The following is an 18,802-nucleotide window of genomic DNA, read 5'->3' on the forward strand; positions in this document are numbered from 1 at the left end:
TTACATGTAAGGGGGAATCCTGCATACATATCATAAAAAGCCCGTTTGAAAGAGTGGAGGAGTTAAGCAATGGATTTATACATAAATCGTTGCTAAATCATAGAAATCGATCGTTTTTCCAACAATGATTCCAATCCCGTTATGATGTAGGGGAAGAAAAACAAGAAGAGAGGGAGGCATACGATGAAGAAATTTTTATGGTTCATTTCTACATTGTGCATGTTTGATTGGTAACAGTGTGTAGTAGCAAAGATGACACTGGAATTTCCATTACCCCATACCGAAAAAAAAGGGTATAGGTATACTTTCCTGTTTAAAATGTTGTTCGTATAGGATGCGAATAAGCTTCCTATACGAACAACATTACATATTAATAATTTACAGGGTTTTAAAAATAAAGAGGTGGTTTTTAAATGTATAATGAGTCAATATATTATCCTTATATAAATTATGATCAATGCTTCGATCGTCAATTCCCTGGTCCTCAGATTCCAGGTATACCTGGAATGCCAGGTTTTCCGGGTGTACCAAGTTTTCCAGGACAGCAAAGTTCACAAGCTCCAACATCTCCTCCCCCATCATTTATTCCTCAACAATCAACTGCTTCACCATTTGCTGTTGATCCAGGGGCAATTTCATTATGTTTATTTCGAAATACTTATATATGGCTTAGTAATGGTGAACAATTTTGGTATTTCCCAATTTTTGTAGGACCAAGGTCTGTTGCTGGTTTTAGATGGAACGGTAGGTTTTGGGTTATTTTTGGAATTGATACGAGAAGGATTATTTCATTTACATGTTTTTAAAAATTATAGAGTAACGATAGAGGTTTAATTATATAAACAAAAGAGGTATTTGAATGAAAAAATTTCAATCATTTGATGGTACAATAACTATGATTAACGATTTTGTAACAGGGTCAAACGAAGATATAGGATGTAATAAATTAATGTCCGTAGATAATGGTTATGGGAATCTAATAAATTTTGTAGTGAAACCAAATACGTATTTTATCGACTATGCAACGGTAGTAGTAGGAGATAAAGTAACTGGGTTTTACGATGCCAACGCTCCTGCTCCTCTTATTTTCCCACCACAATTTCAAGCGATTGTTATGGCAAAATATACACCGCATCAAAATGTAAAAGTAGACTATTTTAATGAACAGTTGGAGAGTAGTGATGGAAAATTAAAATTAAATATTTCTCCTTCTACTCAAATTTTATTAACAAATGGTCAATTCTTTACAGGTAATCTTGTAAATCGAAATTTAATAGCTATTTATAGTTTTACAACAATGAGTATACCAGCTCAAACTACACCATATAAAATCATTGTTTTGTGTCAAAAGTGATTTCTATTCTAAAGGGTCTCTCGGTTTATCAAACTACAATCCATTGTAGAATCAAAAATTTTAGCCATCTTATTGACCAGGATCATAGGCATGTCAAGAGACGTTTTGCTAAATCTGCAGGATTTCAAAATCTTCGTCATGCTTCACGTACGATAAAAGGTATCGAGACCATTCATGCCCTATATAAACAAAGGCGAAGTCTTCAAAGAGACTCCGCCTTTTCAACGTACAATAGTATTCCTTTCTAAATATGAAGATAAAAGTATCATAAATACATCAATATCATGAAGATACAGGAACCTAATATGTAATATTGCATATTAATGAATTTATATGAGTATATATAACATGAAAATCACTATAACGAACATGCAGGTTTCCTTTTTTATTTGTTATTTTTATCAGTAAAGTAGACCACATATCAGCTTCAGATACTTGTTTTATGATACAAGTAATCAAACAAAAGGAGGGCCATACAACATAATTACACCATTATTAACAGGGCACTCTTTTAAGTACAGGAGATTATTAGCGGGTGGAGAAAATGTTGAAGATATAGAGACAGATAAACATATTCCATATGAAAAAAATGAATTGCAGCAAACTCTAGAAAAGTACGATTCGAAGGAGTTTGAGTTATAAAAAGAAAATAGATAAATTGACAAGAGAAAAGCACTTTGTGTATATCACAGGTTTTTTTTATTTTCATTTTGATATAGGGCTTGAATTAAATTCCCATGTTTTTTTGCGGCCATCCAATACTACATATGTACATATTCATTATTGAAATTAGTAATAATAAAATGTATTATTGAAAAGCACTATTTATAATTCAAGTAATCAAGGCTATGTATCCATAATAATTTGAACATTCAGAAATTATAATGTTATCATAAAAATGAGGTGAGGTTAATAGAAACAGTACATATTAAATGGTATGGATTGTATAGTTTAAATGATTTTTATAATAGAGAAGAAGCTTTTAAGAAGGGAATATTTGTAATCTCTAGAGTATATGCTAAGAATGAAACATTGATCTATATAGGAAAAACCAAAAGAAGCTTTATACAAAAGATAAGGGAACTTAATAAAGATTGGATTTTTGATGAAAGCGAATTAAAGATTACATTAGGAATAATAGAGTCTCCTAGTGGTGAAAGTTACTCTGAAAAAAAGGTAAAAGAGATAAAATCCCTTTTGATTTTACGACATACCCCAGTAGAAAACAACACATCTTTATTGTACCATAGAGGGCAGTTTAATTTGAAAATTATAAATAAGGGAAGAAGGGGCTTAATTGTTAAAAAGATTTCTACAGGAGATCTAATGTGGACGTAATTGGAATCACCTTTGAATAAAATTGAAGGTTTCTTACGAACAGATGCTTATCAATTTTTAATGTATTAAAATATTTTTGAATAACATATGTCAGATGCTTGAAACAACACGAATTTTATTATGATATGAAATCTTGTATGGGAATTGTAATTCATTTCCATTGTTTAATGAAAATATTAAGAATTATAAGAATAATGCATAAAGATTAGAAGAGAAAATAAACTCGGAGGTTTAAAAAATGGGACAAGGAAGCAGGTTTCAAGAAAAACAACAAAATCGTCGTAAAAAGGTGATTTTTAATATTGCATTTACTTTGGTATTAGTGACAGTTGGTATAGTGACATACCAGTTGTTTTCCCCTTCTGATACATCAAAGAAAGCAATTGCTCAAGAAAAGAAAGCAACAAAGATAGAAGAGAAGAAACATAAAGAGAAAGAAGCAGCGCAGTTAGAAGAGAAGAAACGTGAAGTGAAAGAAGCGGCGCAGTTAGAAGAGAAGGAACGTGAGGAGAGAGAAGCAGCACTGTTAGAAGAGAAGAAACGTGAAGAGAGAGAAGCAGCACTGTTAGAAGAGAAACAAAAAGCAGAAAAATCGGTAAAAACGAGCGGAAATGAAAATAAAGAGGGAGAAAAAACGGCATCTCAAGAAAAGGGTTCTCAAACTAATCCTTCTTGGAAGCCAATTGGTACAGAGCAAGGAGCAAAACCTGCAATGAAATTTAAAGAAGGAACAGTAGATTGGAATGAGATGAAAAAAGCAATTTCTTATGCTGTTGATGTTCCAGAGGGTCAATTGATTTTTGATTTTATTGGAAATAATGGTGAAAATAAAGCCTACGGTAATGTACGAGATAAGCAAAGTAATAAAAAATATAAGGTTGATATTGATTGGGTAGAGAATCAGGGCTGGAAACCAGTATCTGTTCAGGTGGTAAAATAAATAAGCAAAATGTAAATACTATCCTCTCTTGTTGTGAGCGACTAAGCTATTAAGTGATGATATAGAAGTTCATATAGTAGAGATTCCAAAGTTGATGAAGCAATGGCGCGAAGAGAAAGTCAATCCGTGGGAAGATTCGTTTGTTCGTTGGTTATTATTAATACCTGCGAATGAAGATGAACATCTCACACTAACATTGGAGGATATTGCCATGAACCGAGATCCGATTTTACAAAAAGCAATGAATAAATGGGAACGTATGAGTCAAGATTCTTCTTTCCGTCAAGCATATGAAGCAAGAGAAAAGGCCTTAATGGATGAGGCAGCAAAATTTGCTCATGCAGAACAACAAGGAATTAAAAAGGGAATTGAACAAGGGGTTGAGCAAGGAAAGATGCAACTCATTCGAGGCATGCATAAAAATGGTGTGTCTGTAGAAGACATTGCAAAGCTTACAGGATTACAAGAAATAGAAATACAGCGATTTTTGCAGAGCTAGTTCTTAGAGAAAGCATTTTATCCAATAAAATGCTTTCTCTAACTCTGCCTGAAAAGAAGATGAGATGTCTCAATCTTCTTTTTCTATTTTTAGGGGATACGGAAACATCAATATCAAGCTAATGAAAACGAAATAATCCAAGACTGAAAACTCCTTCCTCAAAATATAAAGATGTGAAACACTAATTTTAGGTGGGAGATGAATATCAGTAGGCTTAAGCCTACGTTTTTTTTTTACTGTAGATATCGTATAAAAAGGTGAGGTGCACCCTATGTTAGTAAGTAAAGCATATAAATTTCATATCTACCTAAATAAGAAACAAGAAATATTAATTGCTAAAACCATTGGTTGCAATCGCTTTGTATTCAAAACATGAAATAAATTAGCTAAATTCTTCTCTAAACAAAAGACCACTGATTTATTAAACCGATGGTCTTTTGTTTATATATTATTCATTTGTATAAGTGTCATATTTTTCTAGTGTCTTTAAATGATTTTTGTAATAGAAGCTTCTTATCTTTCTTATTCAAATGTTCCCTTCACTATCGGAACTTTATTTTCTACCATAAACTTGCCTTTTGCAATGACGCTGTGAATGTCCAACGTTTCTTTTTCCAACAATACGATGTCAGCATCCTTCCCGGTTTGGATACAGCCCTTACTTGAAAGTTTCAGCAATTGTGCGGGATTCATGGTAATGACTTCTAGTGCCGTTTCTAACGGAATACCTTCCACTAAAACAGATTCTCGTACTTCGTGAAATAGCGAAGATACTTTTCCAACTTGAAGGCCTGCATACTCCCCATTGTTGTCAAAGAAGGGGAGAGGTGCATGGATTGAAGTTGGTAAGACACTTAACCCTTAACGTATTACCCAAATACCTTTTGACTATCGGCCTTCACAAGCTTGAGGAATAAGAATTCGTTTGGATAATGCGTTAATTTTAATTAATAATTCTTGAAATAAATAATGTTATTATGTAATATATAGGTATATTGTTAGTTTATTTGATTCCGTTTATTCCCACACCTTTTTGTGTTGTGGTTGAGTTGTAGAAGCAAGTTGCGTCTTGTTTCATTTTTGAAAGGGCTTCTTTGAGCCGATTAGTGTATATATAGCTTATTTTGCTATGCACATTATTAATCGACTTGAAGAAGCCCTTTTTGTGTTGTTTTCAAGTTTGTAGGCAGGGTTATTTATGATTCATAACATAACAAAGTAAATAGTAGAGGAGATAGTAAAATGAAAAAAGATTGTAGAAACTTAAGACTAGTACCAACAGTAGAGGAACATAAAACACGAATGGAAAAAAATCAGAAGTCATATGCTTTATCTGCACTGTTAACCGACTCTAGATCGAGAATTAATCAATTACGAGGTTGTTTAGAGGCAGAAATCATATTACCTGATGGTAAAAAGCAATATTTTAAACCAAACTCTATTCATGAAAAAAAGCTACTCAAGAAATTACATTATTTATTAAGGGCATCCAGGAAACAAAAGAAGGCTATGTCATCTTATGGCGCTTTGTCGGGCAACAAAGTTTTTACCATGGTTCAAAGATTGTAGCTGAACCGAAGTTTCGTAAATTCATGTGTAAGATGAAAGATTATTTTTTCGATTATTAAGAAGTGGTTTATGAAACTGAAAAATAAGAAGGATAGAGGGATATAGATATGAAAAAAGATAACATTTGGACAGTATTAGATGATCCAAAAGAGCAGGAAACAAAAGAGCAATCCCAAGAGCCGGATGATATTTTTGCTGGTATGGATGAGCTATCGGAGATTACAGATGAAGAACTACTATTTTAATAAAGTCGGGGTAGTTTATAGAAGGTAGAAGGAAGAACTAAGTGATGTATATACTTGGATCTTCCTTTTTTATTGTAAAAAAAGAACTCGGAGGGAATCGTTATGCGTATAGGAAATGATTTGGCGGCTGGATTTTATCCAACACCACTAACAGTAGGGAAACACTTAGTACAACTATTACAAATGGAATCAGAGCGAGCTTATGCTTGCTTCGAAAGTTGCTCGTACGGTTCCAACGGGAGCTGATGGGAAACACAGTTAAGCTGTGCGCCCATCTTCGACCCACTCAGTTAATTGCCCAAAAGAACAAAGCTGCAGAAGCAATGAACGGTGATGCAACAAGCGATGGTGTGAATGCAATGCTTGGTGATACAGGGGATATACAGACTCTATTAATTCAAGATATTAAGAGTGGCAATCAATTAAAAGGTTCAACAGAGGAATGGACAAAAGCAGCATCTGATGAATCGAAACGTGTTCTTGCAAATATCGGTAATGTAATTACGCCTGTATTTGAAACAATTGAAATTCAATTCACGAATTGGGTGGAAAAATTACCAGAAACGATGGACGTTGCATTTATGAAAGAGGCTCTATTTGTACAAAGGGCTGTTGAATGTATTAAAAAAGAGCAATTACCTGGTGTTCGAATGAAGCACAATGTACTTGAAATAGATGGAGAAATAGAAGATCTCATACGAGCTTTAACAACACTGAATACAGATAAGCGTATGCTTGTACAAAAACAAGATATTGCATTCTGGGATGAATTGATAGTTGAAGTAGATGCTTCTCAAAAGAAAGGGAAAGGGAAACGAAAAAGTAAAGTAATTGATGGACAATTCGAGTTCGATTTATTTGGTTAAATGAGAGGAGAAAATCATGTTTACAATACTTCTTATCGCACTAATTTGCTATATGTGTTTTGTTGTTTACAAAACAAGAAAACATATGTTGATAGAAGAAAAGAAAAAAGAAAAAGGACCAGAACCGGTGGAACGACCTGTTTATTGGTGTCCGAGAAAAAATAGACCCATTGGCAGGGAACAGGAACGCATTACTGCTCCTACGAAGGAAATCACCTTAGAAAAAGATGTAGCAAGTATATATGATTTAGTTGCTTCGTCGGTTCAAATGAATTTAGGTGAAGAAAAAAAAACGTTAGAACAGGACAAGGAAGTTGCAAAAGAAGTGGAGTATGCTGAAGATTTTCACCATACTCCTGCTTCTGAAGCAGTATACGATATCCCTTTTCCTAGCGATGAGGATATACCAGAGGAATTATTAGAATATGAGGAGACATTTCCGGAACTAGAACAGTTGCCGATCCCACTAGAAACAGAGCATATCTTTCCTATTCAACAAGGAGTATCAGGGGTAGATGATATGAATTTGGTAAAGTGGACTGTAAAAGTAATAGGACGAGAACACTGACACGCGTACTTAATATGTCTGATAATAAGCGTTATTGGATTCATACAGAGGGAGAGATATTACCAGAAAATCAACAATTGTACATAGAATTACAAGCCGATTCACCGTATTCTTATGCATTAGTTGAATGGAGAAATAGACAACTAGGGAATATATGAATCTATTTCCTAGTTGTATTTTCTTAGATAAATAGCATGAAATACAGCGTTTTACCACTCATTTGTACAAGGATAAAATAATTTTTATTTTTGTACAAATGAGTGGGACAGAATGATTCACCATATAAGGATATTCGACTATAATGAAACATTGTACGTCATTGTAATATTACAATGTTTTGAGATTTAGGTGATTAACAGTCTTAGAACAGGAGAATTGAGAACTTTTCGTAATATTACAATGCTTTAAATAGATAGTATCAAATCATGAGTATTGTATGAAAAAATTTTTATCAAAGTAAATAGGAGTGATAATATATGGCAATCGATCATATAAGCAACAACGTAGTAGAAAAATTAGAACAAACGGTGCGCTATGAAAAGAAACAAATCCAGGTATTACGTGTAAGTAAAAGTAGTTCTAATACACACGCTTACATGATTTTTCCGGAATTCTCAGAGGTTAAAATTTCAAATACCGAACTGGATGAATATATAGAAAACCTATCAACAAGCGTGAAGTATGTCATTGATCGCAAGTTGAGTCAACAAGAAATTGAAAAACAAAATCATTCTTTCATTATGACGTGTGCAGTTGAGGAAGATGGTGTGATAGATGATGAAACTCTTCATTTTAATACGACTTATGTCAAACCACCAACGATTGCAAATAAAGTATTTAAGTTAGTGTGTGGATTAGGCAATCGTTTAGATAGCTTAAAAGAGTTACATATTACAGTATTAAATAATAATATTAATCGAATTGAAATTGAATTTTATAATGAAAATGAAACATACATGGCAGTAGAGAAGGAAGAAATCGCGAATGCAATTATGGGAGCATATACAAAAGCAAATATCTATTACTCAGCAGATCTCTATTATGTTGCAGAAGGAAATCAAATCAAATTAAAGAGCGTTAAACCAAAATTAGCGGGTGATGTGTGATGAAACAAGAAAAAGGGATGATAGGAGTCTTATGTACGCTTGTTTTGATGGTTTTACTTCTTATCCCCTTACAAGCAGCTCATGCATCTGTAAAAGTGGACTTTAATGAATTAAAAGGGAATGATGTTTCGTCATCCTTTAAAGAGGGATTAAACAATCGAACCAAAACACCAGAGAAGGATGATTCATTCGGTTCATCATTAATACAAAAAATTGAGGGTATGTATGCACCTGCCTTTAAAGTAGGGGTAAATATCTTTTCTATCTCTTTCGTATTAGGCGTTATTGTCATGGTTATGGCATTAATTACGAAGAATGGTCAATGGATGAAGTGGGCGACAGGGAGTATGATCTTTTCATTCGTTAGTATGATGGCGATGAGACTAAGTGTGTACTTCTTATTCAGTTCCGATGTAGTTTCGTTTATGAACATCTTTACGGATTTTTTAGACCTTTTTAAATCAACAGCACTTATTTTTACACCATTTATGTTAATTGCAGGTATTCGTTTACGAAAAATTCATGAGAGTACGAAACAACCTGAGTATTATCGTTGGTCCAATCGTGTCATAACAGGATCTTGTTTACTCTGTATGTTAGCAGTACTCGCTCCATGGTTATTTGCGAATATGTAAAGAAACACATATAAGAGGAATGAAAAAGGTACTGAATCTATATTCAGTACCTTTTATCTACCCATATGATTTCTTCGTTCGTATTCTTCAAATACCTCCGGTGATATAGGGGATAATATGCCACTTAGATATACAGCTGTATATAAAAAGTATTGTTCATCTTTTGTTTGAACTGTAAGAGTGCCGTGTTCCTCGTTATTGGGAATAATTCGTTCAATTTTCAGTTGTTTTTTGTCGTAAATAATTGCCTTGATTTTATAGACGTTATGTATTGGTAATCTTTCGATATACAGACAACTACGCTCTAACAGGTAGAAAATGAGTGCCATTTGTAGAATGAACACAATTTGTAGTAGAGCTGGTATGCCTGCAAAACAGACAAGGAAAATAGAAACTAAAATAATATTTAACTTCGAAAACCATTTCTCGTATTGCTTCATAGAAAGAATACTTTTTTTCGTTTGAAAGACTTGGAATCTCGTTATGAGGAACAGGATCGTAAAGATTCCTTCATAAATAAGCCAAGTATGCCATTCCGACTTAGAAAGCTCTAGTACTAAGTATATGATGCCGGTAAAGATAAGGATTGGTACCAGATGTACCAGGCTAAATAATATCGTATGTTCTAACATTCTTTTCTTGTAGAGGTGATTAGTAATTGAATCCAAGTTTCTTAACTCCTTCTGCAATTTTCATGATGACACCACCAATAAGTAGATGGTATTCGCCTATTCCTTTTTCGTTTACATACCAGCATATATAGTGCCTAATACCTTCTTTTGCTCCATGATCATGTAAAGGGAAAGGAGATGCGTATTTTTCAGATGACATATTATTATCACCGAAAGGAACCTGTCCTGCAAGAGCAAAACGTTTCTTTGCATCATTTACAATCCAACAACCATAATCTGCTGTTCCATACCATAATGCTTCTTTATGAATCGGATCAATAGAAGGTTGTGCTGGATAATTTTCAGATAGTATTTGTGCTTTTTCTTCACGAAGTCGTTGATGAATATGTGAATTCAATGGATCGTCCGTTCCGATTTCATAGGTTTCCTCAAAATTCCCACACTCATAAGGGATAAGGGGATTATTTGAATCAGCTGCTAATTGTAGACTGCAAGAATCCGATTTTGAAAGATAGTATACACAGTCTTTGCAGGTGAAAAGGTTTGAAAAAGCTGAATCTGTTTCTTGGTCTGTTACCGTATTATCTACTATAAGTTTTAACATATCTATCACAATCCTTTTTAGGCTAGTTCGTAAATTAATATAAACGTATCATATCATGCTTATAATTAAATGTAAATATTTTCCATTTAAAAATACCCTAATTTATTTTGAAAGGAATGTTTGTTTTGAAAAGAAATCGAGAATATATTGTTTTGCGAAATTCTATTTTAATAGGTTGGCTGCTTACAATTATCGTAATGGGTCTATCTATCTATTTTTCTTCTATTGTGTATTTACTAATTGGATGTTTCATTCTGTCGCTTAAATATGGATTAATGGGCACCATAAAGAATGTGGAAAAACGTTTACCAACCTGGGCTAACTTTGGTGTCATTGAAAAGCCAGTGAATCGAAGGGTGACAAGACCCTTTCAATTTCGGGGTGGGCTCATTGTTTCATTAGCGTTAGGATTCGTAGAGATGGTGATAAAAGGCTTATGTATTTCATATTTTATTTTAGGATTAGAAACGTATGTATATCGTTTGATACGCAAAAACGCAAGAGTGTGAAAAGGAGGTTTTTATTATGAAAATATTGATATTCGAATTAATTCTCATTGCGATTCTGATTCCATTGAATATTGTTGTAAAAAAACATGTACCTAAATGGAAAGGGAAAGCTGGAGAAAAACTGGTGAAACGTATATTAAGTAAATTGAATCCTGAAAGTTATTATGTGTTACATGATGTGACGGTTCATACGGAGTATGGTGATACAACGCAAATTGACCATATTGTTATCGCGGAAACAGGTGTATTTGTCATAGAGACGAAGAACTACGAGGGCTGGATCTATGGAGATGAGAAGGCGGCAAGATGGACACAAGGTATTTTTAGAAAGAAACACTCTTTTCAAAATCCATTTCGACAAAACTATAAACATACGAAAGCAATTGAATGGGTGATGGAACAACAGCTGCCGTGTATCTCTATTGTAGCGTTTCATCCGAAATGCAATCTAAAAAAAGTTAATGTACATTCAAAAGATAAACATATCTTATATTATTACAATCTGAAGAAATGTATTGAATCTTATACAGACATTCAGTTAACAAGAGAAGAGGTCCAGCATATCTATCAAACTATATTGCGAGCAAACATTACGGATAAGGATATTGAAAAGAAACATGTGAAGTATTTACACAATAAGTTTGCCAAACAATAATAAAATGGAGAAAGAGACATGTTATATGTAATAGGATTTTTAGTGATTTTCATAGTAAGTATTCATCTTAACAAGAAGTATTACAAGTTAAAAGGGAATCCAAAAGATTTTGTGATGAAAAAGAATGATTAAAGATATATTTGTTTAGTGCCAATAAAGTTGTTTAATTTACAGTATTAAGACCTAAATCAAAAAAAGTCATAATGTTGCTTTTAAATAAAGTCACGGTGTTTTAAAAAAAGACACGATGTTTTGCCCCTTTGGATCTGTTTATCTAAAGGGGTGTTTTTATAGTGAAAAGTGAAAAGAAGATCTGAACTGAAAGGTGGATTAAGGAATTGTTGAGTAGCAATAAAGTTACTCAACTAAAGGGCCAGATTGTTGAAGAAAACCCCGTTCCTGCTAGAAACTAAATGGTATACTAATCATAAAATACTTTAAAAAGGGAGGATATACAATGGTTGCAAAGACTGAAGAGGATTTTAATGGATTAAAAGTAATTGGTGAAATTTGTGGCGCGATTCGAGATGAATTAGTCCATAGTACGAAACCTGGAATTACCACAAAAGAACTCGATGAAATTGCGAGAGAGATGTTTGAAAAAGCAGGAGCTCAATCTGCCCCAAAAAGTGAATACGATTTTCCTGGATATACATGTATTAGCATAAATGAAGAAGTAGCGCACGGGATTCCAGGGAGACGGACCATTCAAGAAGGGGACATTGTAAATATTGATGTTTCAGGTTCAAAAAACGGATATTTCGCAGATACCGGAATTTCCTTTGTAGTAGGGGAAGGAGAGACAATTTTACAGAAAATATGTGACGTTGCTAAAGAAGCATTCGATGCTGGACTTAAGAAGGCAAAGCCAGGTTCAAAAAAAAGCGCGCTCGGAAAAGCTGCACACAATGTAGCAAAACAGCATGGCTTAACAGTCATAAAAAATCTTACTGGACACGGTGTTGGGCGTTCGATTCATGAAGAACCAAAACACATTTTCAATTACTTCTCTCACTGTGATGACGAAATTTTAAAGGATGGTATGGTAATTGCCTTTGAGCCTATGATCTCTACATTTGAAGAGGAAGTTTTCCAATCCGAAGATGGATGGACCTGCCTAACCGATGAAAGCTTTGTGGCTCAATACGAACATACGATTATCCTTACCAAGGAAGGACCGATTATTACTACATTGTAAGAGCACGAATACCACGATAGGGCGCTATTCTTTTATAGAGAAGCGTCTTTTTCTTGTATTTCAAGTGTTCTCATGGTTAAGTAATTTTTTTGTTTTCTGCGATTGTTGAATAACTAACGTATAAAAGAGACTCTCCTTGAGCATAATAGAATCTAGATTAATTGATTTATAGAATGGGAGCGTGAAGAATAAAGTTATTATCTGAGGCCTGGGAACGGTATCAATTAGATAAAAAAATTGAGGGATATTCACCTCTGACTTTAAAAACATATTGTTTTCAATATAATCTTTTATTACGTTATTTTGGTGACATTAACATGAGTGAATTTACTACAGAAAAACTAAAGGGTTACTTAATTGAAGCAGGAGAACACTTAAAGCCATCTAGTTTAGGACACCGAGTTCGTTGCATCAAATCACTTTTTAGATGGACACATGATGAAGGTTTTATTCTTAAAAACCCTGCTGCTAAATTAAAAGAGCCGAAATTAGGAAAAAAATCCCAAAATTCCTTTTGGAACTAGAGATTGAACATCTTAGGGAAGCATGTCATAACTCAATGGAGAATGCATTATTTGAATTTTTGTATTCTACTGGCTGCCGTATTGGGGAAGTCGTAAAACTGAATCGTGTCGATATTAACTTCTCAACAAATTCTGTCATTATACATGGGAAAGGTGATAAAGAAAGGGAAGTATACTTTAATACTCGTTGCACCATTTGGTTAAAAAGGTATCTAGATGAAAGAGATGATGAGGAGCCTTGTTTGTTTATTACGGAAAGAAGGCCAAAAAGACGTATGAGTATTGATAACCTAAAATTTATTATCAAACGTATATCAAATCGTGCCAGGATTAAAAAGAGTATTCATCCTCATCAATTACGTCACAGCTATGCTACACATATGATTAACAACGGTGCGTCACTTGAAGTGATACAAAGCTTACTTGGTCATGAGAAGAGTGAAACCACGAGAATATATGCTCAGCTGAGCGGAAAGTTGAGACACGATTTTTATATTAAATATTTTTGAAGGCTAGAAATTAATCTTTAATCAAAATCGAGGCGTGCATATATAAAGACGTGTCTTTTTGAATTGCGCCATTTAATAGAATAACTCCTTGCACAATTTATTTGAGTTTAATTAATCTAAAGGGAGTTGGCCCACCACCATATTTTCTAGCTACCATCTATCTTGGTGGTTCCACACCCTACCATAAGACCGTAAAAATACATATTGTGTGGACCTTTTGGGATTAGTGCAGGTATGTAAAAATTTTAGCAAGGGTATGAATGTAGTATTTAACGACTTTAAGCTTACAGACGGCCGTCCTGTATAGTATCCCTTATGTGTTGGAAGTTAATTAATTGTCTGGGAAGACGAAAAAAAGTCTGCTCTTAAAAAGTGCACAATCAGCGGGCAATCCGTTTAATGAGCTACTTGAAACGATCATTGAAAATTCACCTAAAGTGAGGGGAAATGATGTATAGACCAATATGGGCTGAAATTAGCCTTAGCAATATTTCACATAATATTAGTGAATTTCGAAGAATAATACCTAACTCAACAATAATAATGGCCACCGTAAAAGCGAATGGTTATGGCCACGGTGCTGTCGAGGTTTCCAAAAAAGCGATTAATAGTGGAGTGGATTATTTAGCAGTGGCCAGTTTAGAAGAAGCGATTAAACTACGAAAATCAGATATTCAGGCACCTATACTTATACTTGGATACACACCTCCATCAGCAGCGAATCATGTTGTTTATTGGGATTTAACACAATCAATTTTTGATATGGAACATGCAGAAGCATTATCAAAGTCTGGGCAGATCTTAGGAAAAAAGGCAAAGGTTCACGTCAAAGTCGATACAGGAATGGGACGATTGGGACTTCAAGCAGAAGAAGCAAGTGATTTTATCCATATCGTGTCACGAATGGATGGGCTCTATCTAGAAGGAGTGTACTCACATTTTGCTACCGCAGATGAAGCTGACAAACGGTATGCAGAAAAACAAAAGAACCGATGGAAAAGGTTATTGGAAGAATTGGAGAAACGAAAAGTTTCTATTCCCCTATTTCATATTGCGAATAGTGCTGCAACAATAGAAATGCCAGATATGACCTACGATATGGTTCGTATTGGAATTTCAATGTATGGTCTTTATCCATCTAAAGAGGTGAATAAAACAAAAGTTAATCTTAAACAAGCAATACAGTTAAAAACCAAAGTCATCTATATTCAGACACTTGAGAAAGGGTATGGCGTATCATATGGAGCAACTAACATTGAAAGAGATAAAGCAATTATTGCAACTATTCCAATTGGGTATGCAGATGGGTATTCGAGGCGATTATCTGGAACGGCTTATGTCCTTATACACGGACAATTAGTTCCTGTTTTTGGTAAAATATGTATGGATTTTTGTATGATTGATGTTACTGATATTAAGGGTGTAAATATTGGTGATGAGGTGGTAGTTTATGGAGGTCAAGGGGATTATTTCATATCATTAGATGAAGTGGCAAGTATGTTAGGAACCATATCGTATGAAGTTGCTTGTAACTTGGGTCAGAGAGTTCCTAGAATTTACAAATAACAAGCTAAAGACAGCATTCATCATAATTATCTCGATTGTTATGTATTAGGTCACTGTGTTGAAAAGATCTGAAATGGATGTAGCGTCATAAGCTTTTTCCCAGAATAAATACATAGCTTTATTCAAAACATGTTCTTTGTTAAAATTTATACTTCTACCCATTTTAAAACACCCCCATTCATATAATTTACTTTGAAATCAAGTCTTCCATTAAAGGGCGCTTTAATTGAGCTGTAGATTTGAAATAAAGCCGCGATGTTTTGAATAAAGTCACGACGTTTATAAAAATGTTGCGATATTTCTTTACCCTTAGATAATTTTTGTCTAAGGGTAAGTTCCTTTTTTAACTATAGGGGGTACGGAAACGATTCAGGGTATGAGGGGCTACTTATGCCCCTCATAGAAGCAACTCCATTCATTCATGTCGAAATTTAGTTAGTGTGTATTTTCGTGAAAGTGTGGGCTCTATCCCTTATAGTACTGTATAATTATTTTACGGTGCAGAAGGTTGGTTATAAACATTGGATATTAATTATGATGAATACGAACTATTAGAGCTATTCGAGAGTGAATCAGAAGACTTTTTGATTGAAGGTGCAGGTGTGTATCTGTATCGTAAAATAGATCACTTAGGATTTAAATTAATAATAATTATGTCAGTTTATGAGAATACAGTTAAATTAAGTCTTTCTTATAATGAAGGATGTGTATTTGACGTTAATATGGAGTTTGTGGAACGAGTCTATACTCGCAATGATACACTCCACATTCAGTGCTCTGAAGAGAAAAAAGCAATTGAAGTGAGATTTAAACCACATTTTGCAATTAATATTAGAGAATTCTAATCAAAAAATCGTAGGAATTATCAATTCCTACGATTTTTATTATTGAATGTTTTTCCAGAGTGGCCCATCATACTCAGAATCGTTTCCGTACCCCAAGTTGAGTGATGCAGAACGGGGAAAAGTATTGGATGAAACACTAAGTGTAGCCAACCGAGTGCTGAATTTAGAGTGCACTGTCTTTATTATGATGTTTAACGAAAAAAAGGAAATTCTTATGGGTTTTTATAAAAGAAGGCGCAAACCAAAAACAGAACTACATTTTGAAGTTGCTGATAAAGAAGGCTTCAATCAAAAGTTATACGAAGAACGTATCGAGGAATTACGGAATAATATTCGTGTGGTAGCTTTTAAAAAAATTCTGCTCCAATGAGCCAACTCCAGGTGATTTAGAATCATTTAAACAGCGCTACGAAACGGTCGTATTCCAAAAGTTAAAGAAATTGTTTCTTTGATTGAACCTAGTCTCATCCAATTAAATATGTTTTTGAATCCAGTGATTGAGTATGGAACGGGGCAAATTACGTTAGATGACATGTTAAGTGAAAACATTCTCCTACTTCAAAAATTATTGCAAAAGGAGTATTGCCCAACGGTTGAAATAACAGTAAAAGAATATTTATTTTTAGCAACTTAATAAAATCTACAATAATTAAACAATTAAAAAACCCTTCCTACAGATAACAAATAGGTGTAACTTCGTAAAAAAGATTGAACATTTATAATAAAGTTTGATAAAAATCACCTCTTTAGTTATTCTTTGAATAATGGACAAGTTAATCGGTTATTTACCAGATAGTTGTTATTTAACATGATAGAGTAAGTTTGAGATTGTAAAAAAGATGGAAATATAAGAGTCAGATTTGGAAATATCCCTAATAAGGAGAACATAAATAGTGAAACCAAATATAAATTTAGAAAATCCAATAGTCAAAGAAGCTAAAATATATTTTCAAAATAAAATGATAGAGGCACTTAATGTATCTCAAAGAGTTGAAAGTGCAGTTGTCCCTATTTATCATATACCTAAATTAAAAAGGAAACCTGTACAAATTGGTTCAGGGATATTAGTCAAAATTAAGAGTGAATATTTTATTTTAAGTGCTTCTCATGTTTTTGACGAAATAGGGAGTTATCAATTATTAATCGGAGATGGTACAGGGAGTGAAATGCAGTCACTTTCTGGCGATAGATTTAGTAGTGGTAGAGGTAACTCTGGGACACATAGAGATGATCCAATTGATGCGTCAGTTTTTCACATACAATCGCCTATTTCAGAAGCATTAAAAAAAGAAGCTATAACTTTAAATGACTTTGATTTTTCAAGTCTTAAAGAGAGTGAATCAGTATTTATTGCATCAGGATTTAGAGTACAGAAATCTAATACTGCTGGTAATACAGTTCGTTCAAAACGAGAAGGTTTTCCTTCTGTGGAGATTTCAGAAGAAGATTATTTAAGGAAGAAAATTAACTCTAAAATACATATTACATTAGCGTATGAAAATCAAATTTTGTTAAATGGCATCTGGCAAACATCACCTACACCTAAAGGGTTTAGTGGGGGGGCAATTATAAGAGTTAATGGGATATCGGTGAGTCAAGACACCATTGATAAGCCAGAGTATAAACAATTACTTACAGGGATTATAATAGTACAACGTAGAGGGAAAAACAAAGAAATGGGAGTATTAATTGGAACTAAAATTGACATTCATCTAGCTTTAATTAAAAATTTTCTCCCAGATTTAGCCGTTGACATTGACCGCCACATCACGGCGAATCAATCATAAGTAAGTGCCATTTTGATCAATCTTTTTTCAAAATGGAGTTATTGCATTTGCTGTTAAATAAAGGTGGAAGGAAACGTATTAATCAATCTTTATTCTAAAGCTATACGTATCAACAAATTTTAAATGGGTTAATTAATAGTCATGGAACTTGGGATAAAGAACAATTAGTGTTTAATACAATTCATTTTTTAACTTTGCGTCATAGCAAAAAAGTTTTTGAACATAGAGCAAATATTTTGTTTAAGAAATTTCGGAGGAATTTATAAAGTTTTAATATGTTTAAAAGAAAGGGATTTTTATGAAACTAACTAAATTAATTTTCAATAATTATCGTAGCTTTGGGCCAACTGATACAACCATTAATATTTCTGATTTAACTGCGTTTATAGGTCATAACAGTTCAGGGAAAACTACAGTATTGAGTGCACTTCAAAAGCTATTTGGAAATTCTAAAGTAACTAAATCTGATTTTCATATACCTTTAGATAAGACACCAGATGAAATACTAGATAGTAATTTTTACATAGAAGCTTATTTTGAATTTTTTGATGAGGACGGAGAAGGTTTAAAAGATGATGATTATGGCATGGCTCAGTATTTTGAAAACTTTATAGTAGATCAACCAGGTGGCAATCCATATATCGCAATACGCCTGGATGCAAGTTGTGAAAAAGGAAATTCTCCTGAAGGAGTAATAGATTATAAATATCATTATGTTGTAAATAAAGGAGAAGATGGACTTAAACCAATTTCTGCACATGATAGAGATAAAATAAAAGTTATATATATTCCAGCAGTGAGAAATCCTTCTGAACAGTTGAAAAATGCTACTAAAGAAAGTAATTGAAATATT

The 18,802-nt window shown here is 33.6% G+C and carries 18 protein-coding genes and 10 pseudogenes; 24 read left to right on the plus strand and 4 right to left on the minus strand.

Annotation, left to right across the window (positions count from 1 at the left end; genetic code table 11):
- The first annotated feature begins 413 nt into the window (after positions 1 to 413).
- From ABH959_RS23740 to ABH959_RS23770, 7 genes and pseudogenes are all read left to right on the plus strand, one after another.
- Positions 414 to 806, plus strand: coding sequence for a transporter (locus ABH959_RS23740; RefSeq protein ID WP_002204105.1), 393 nt, complete (start codon positions 414 to 416; stop codon positions 804 to 806).
- 53 nt (positions 807 to 859) lie between these two features.
- Entirely contained in the window at positions 860 to 1,354 is a 495-nt protein-coding gene (locus ABH959_RS23745) for a hypothetical protein (protein WP_002013693.1), read from the plus strand.
- Positions 1,355 to 1,377: 23 nt separating this feature from the next.
- Positions 1,378 to 1,602, plus strand: a pseudogene (locus ABH959_RS23750) (DDE-type integrase/transposase/recombinase); the annotation flags it as partial.
- Between the two features lie 655 nt (positions 1,603 to 2,257).
- Positions 2,258 to 2,692, plus strand: a complete 435-nt coding sequence (locus ABH959_RS23755) for a sodium:proton symporter (protein ID WP_404493253.1) — start codon at positions 2,258 to 2,260, stop codon at positions 2,690 to 2,692.
- A 238-nt stretch (positions 2,693 to 2,930) separates the two neighbouring features.
- Entirely contained in the window at positions 2,931 to 3,632 is a 702-nt protein-coding gene (locus ABH959_RS23760; protein WP_404493254.1) for a YrrS family protein, read from the plus strand.
- Positions 3,633 to 3,675: 43 nt separating this feature from the next.
- A pseudogene (locus tag ABH959_RS23765) lies at positions 3,676 to 4,131 on the plus strand (Rpn family recombination-promoting nuclease/putative transposase); the annotation flags it as partial.
- 271 nt (positions 4,132 to 4,402) lie between these two features.
- Positions 4,403 to 4,498, plus strand: a pseudogene (locus ABH959_RS23770) (helix-turn-helix domain-containing protein); the annotation flags it as partial.
- A gap of 155 nt (positions 4,499 to 4,653) precedes the next feature.
- Here the strand turns inward: ABH959_RS23770 and ABH959_RS23775 are convergent.
- Positions 4,654 to 4,962: pseudogene (locus tag ABH959_RS23775) on the minus strand (amidohydrolase family protein); the annotation flags it as partial.
- 411 nt (positions 4,963 to 5,373) lie between these two features.
- Here ABH959_RS23775 and ABH959_RS23780 point away from each other — a divergent pair.
- The 7 genes and pseudogenes from ABH959_RS23780 (at position 5,374) to ABH959_RS23810 (ending at position 9,120) form a co-directional block, all read left to right on the plus strand.
- Positions 5,374 to 5,759, plus strand: a pseudogene (locus tag ABH959_RS23780) (DUF6018 family natural product bioysynthesis protein).
- A gap of 48 nt (positions 5,760 to 5,807) precedes the next feature.
- The gene (locus ABH959_RS23785; RefSeq protein WP_404493255.1) at positions 5,808 to 5,945 is read left to right on the plus strand and encodes a hypothetical protein; all 138 of its coding nucleotides are present in this window, start codon (positions 5,808 to 5,810) and stop codon (positions 5,943 to 5,945) included.
- Between the two features lie 102 nt (positions 5,946 to 6,047).
- Positions 6,048 to 6,167 (plus strand): annotated as a pseudogene (locus ABH959_RS23790) (DUF6094 domain-containing protein); the annotation flags it as partial.
- Between the two features lie 65 nt (positions 6,168 to 6,232).
- Positions 6,233 to 6,811, plus strand: a pseudogene (locus ABH959_RS23795) (hypothetical protein); the annotation flags it as partial.
- A 16-nt stretch (positions 6,812 to 6,827) separates the two neighbouring features.
- Positions 6,828 to 7,537: pseudogene (locus tag ABH959_RS23800) on the plus strand (transposase).
- A 318-nt stretch (positions 7,538 to 7,855) separates the two neighbouring features.
- On the plus strand, positions 7,856 to 8,485 hold the full coding sequence (locus ABH959_RS23805) for a hypothetical protein (RefSeq protein WP_113937310.1): 630 nt from the start codon (positions 7,856 to 7,858) through the stop codon (positions 8,483 to 8,485).
- Positions 8,485 to 9,120, plus strand: coding sequence for a hypothetical protein (locus tag ABH959_RS23810; protein ID WP_002069133.1), 636 nt, complete (start codon positions 8,485 to 8,487; stop codon positions 9,118 to 9,120). The genes ABH959_RS23805 and ABH959_RS23810 overlap by 1 nt, the downstream gene beginning before the upstream one ends.
- Before the next feature lie 53 nt (positions 9,121 to 9,173).
- Here ABH959_RS23810 and ABH959_RS23815 read toward each other — a convergent pair whose 3' ends face one another.
- Together ABH959_RS23815 and ABH959_RS23820 are read right to left on the minus strand one after the other, a co-directional pair.
- Positions 9,174 to 9,788: a hypothetical protein gene (locus ABH959_RS23815; protein ID WP_404493256.1), complete on the minus strand. Its 615-nt coding sequence runs from the start codon at positions 9,786 to 9,788 to the stop codon at positions 9,174 to 9,176.
- Entirely contained in the window at positions 9,772 to 10,356 is a 585-nt protein-coding gene (locus ABH959_RS23820; protein ID WP_404493257.1) for a hypothetical protein, read from the minus strand. Before ABH959_RS23820 ends, ABH959_RS23815 begins: the two co-directional genes overlap by 17 nt.
- A gap of 125 nt (positions 10,357 to 10,481) precedes the next feature.
- Here ABH959_RS23820 and ABH959_RS23825 point away from each other — a divergent pair, with 125 nt between their 5' ends.
- The 5 genes and pseudogenes from ABH959_RS23825 to alr all read left to right on the plus strand — a co-directional run bounded on the left by ABH959_RS23825 (position 10,482) and on the right by alr (position 15,317).
- Positions 10,482 to 10,865 (plus strand): hypothetical protein, encoded by a 384-nt coding sequence (locus ABH959_RS23825; protein WP_404493258.1) that lies wholly within the window; start codon positions 10,482 to 10,484, stop codon positions 10,863 to 10,865.
- Between the two features lie 16 nt (positions 10,866 to 10,881).
- Entirely contained in the window at positions 10,882 to 11,520 is a 639-nt protein-coding gene (locus ABH959_RS23830) for a nuclease-related domain-containing protein (RefSeq protein ID WP_404493259.1), read from the plus strand.
- Between the two features lie 457 nt (positions 11,521 to 11,977).
- A complete protein-coding gene (gene map, locus ABH959_RS23835; RefSeq protein ID WP_016093807.1) occupies positions 11,978 to 12,718 on the plus strand; it encodes a type I methionyl aminopeptidase in 741 nt (246 codons plus the stop codon).
- 317 nt (positions 12,719 to 13,035) lie between these two features.
- Positions 13,036 to 13,751: pseudogene (locus ABH959_RS23840) on the plus strand (tyrosine-type recombinase/integrase).
- 450 nt (positions 13,752 to 14,201) lie between these two features.
- Positions 14,202 to 15,317, plus strand: coding sequence for an alanine racemase (gene alr, locus ABH959_RS23845; protein WP_404493261.1), 1,116 nt, complete (start codon positions 14,202 to 14,204; stop codon positions 15,315 to 15,317).
- Between the two features lie 51 nt (positions 15,318 to 15,368).
- Here alr and ABH959_RS23850 read toward each other — a convergent pair.
- Positions 15,369 to 15,479, minus strand: a pseudogene (locus ABH959_RS23850) (TetR/AcrR family transcriptional regulator); the annotation flags it as partial.
- Positions 15,480 to 15,838: 359 nt separating this feature from the next.
- Here ABH959_RS23850 and ABH959_RS23855 point away from each other — a divergent pair.
- From ABH959_RS23855 to ABH959_RS23875, 5 genes are all read left to right on the plus strand, one after another.
- Positions 15,839 to 16,162 (plus strand): hypothetical protein, encoded by a 324-nt coding sequence (locus tag ABH959_RS23855; protein ID WP_404493262.1) that lies wholly within the window; start codon positions 15,839 to 15,841, stop codon positions 16,160 to 16,162.
- Between the two features lie 124 nt (positions 16,163 to 16,286).
- On the plus strand, positions 16,287 to 16,532 hold the full coding sequence (locus ABH959_RS23860; protein ID WP_404493263.1) for a hypothetical protein: 246 nt from the start codon (positions 16,287 to 16,289) through the stop codon (positions 16,530 to 16,532).
- Between the two features lie 78 nt (positions 16,533 to 16,610).
- Entirely contained in the window at positions 16,611 to 16,796 is a 186-nt protein-coding gene (locus tag ABH959_RS23865) for a hypothetical protein (RefSeq protein WP_404493264.1), read from the plus strand.
- A 259-nt stretch (positions 16,797 to 17,055) separates the two neighbouring features.
- Positions 17,056 to 17,949 (plus strand): hypothetical protein, encoded by an 894-nt coding sequence (locus tag ABH959_RS23870; RefSeq protein ID WP_404493265.1) that lies wholly within the window; start codon positions 17,056 to 17,058, stop codon positions 17,947 to 17,949.
- 298 nt (positions 17,950 to 18,247) lie between these two features.
- Positions 18,248 to 18,796 carry an AAA family ATPase gene (locus ABH959_RS23875; RefSeq protein WP_404493266.1) on the plus strand — a complete coding sequence of 183 codons (549 nt, stop codon included), beginning with the start codon at positions 18,248 to 18,250 and terminating at the stop codon, positions 18,794 to 18,796.
- The last annotated feature ends 6 nt before the right edge of the window (positions 18,797 to 18,802 follow it).

Source organism: Bacillus sp. RC51 (assembly GCF_044908115.1).
GTDB classification, from domain to species: Bacteria; Bacillota; Bacilli; order Bacillales; family Bacillaceae_G; genus Bacillus_A; species Bacillus_A mycoides.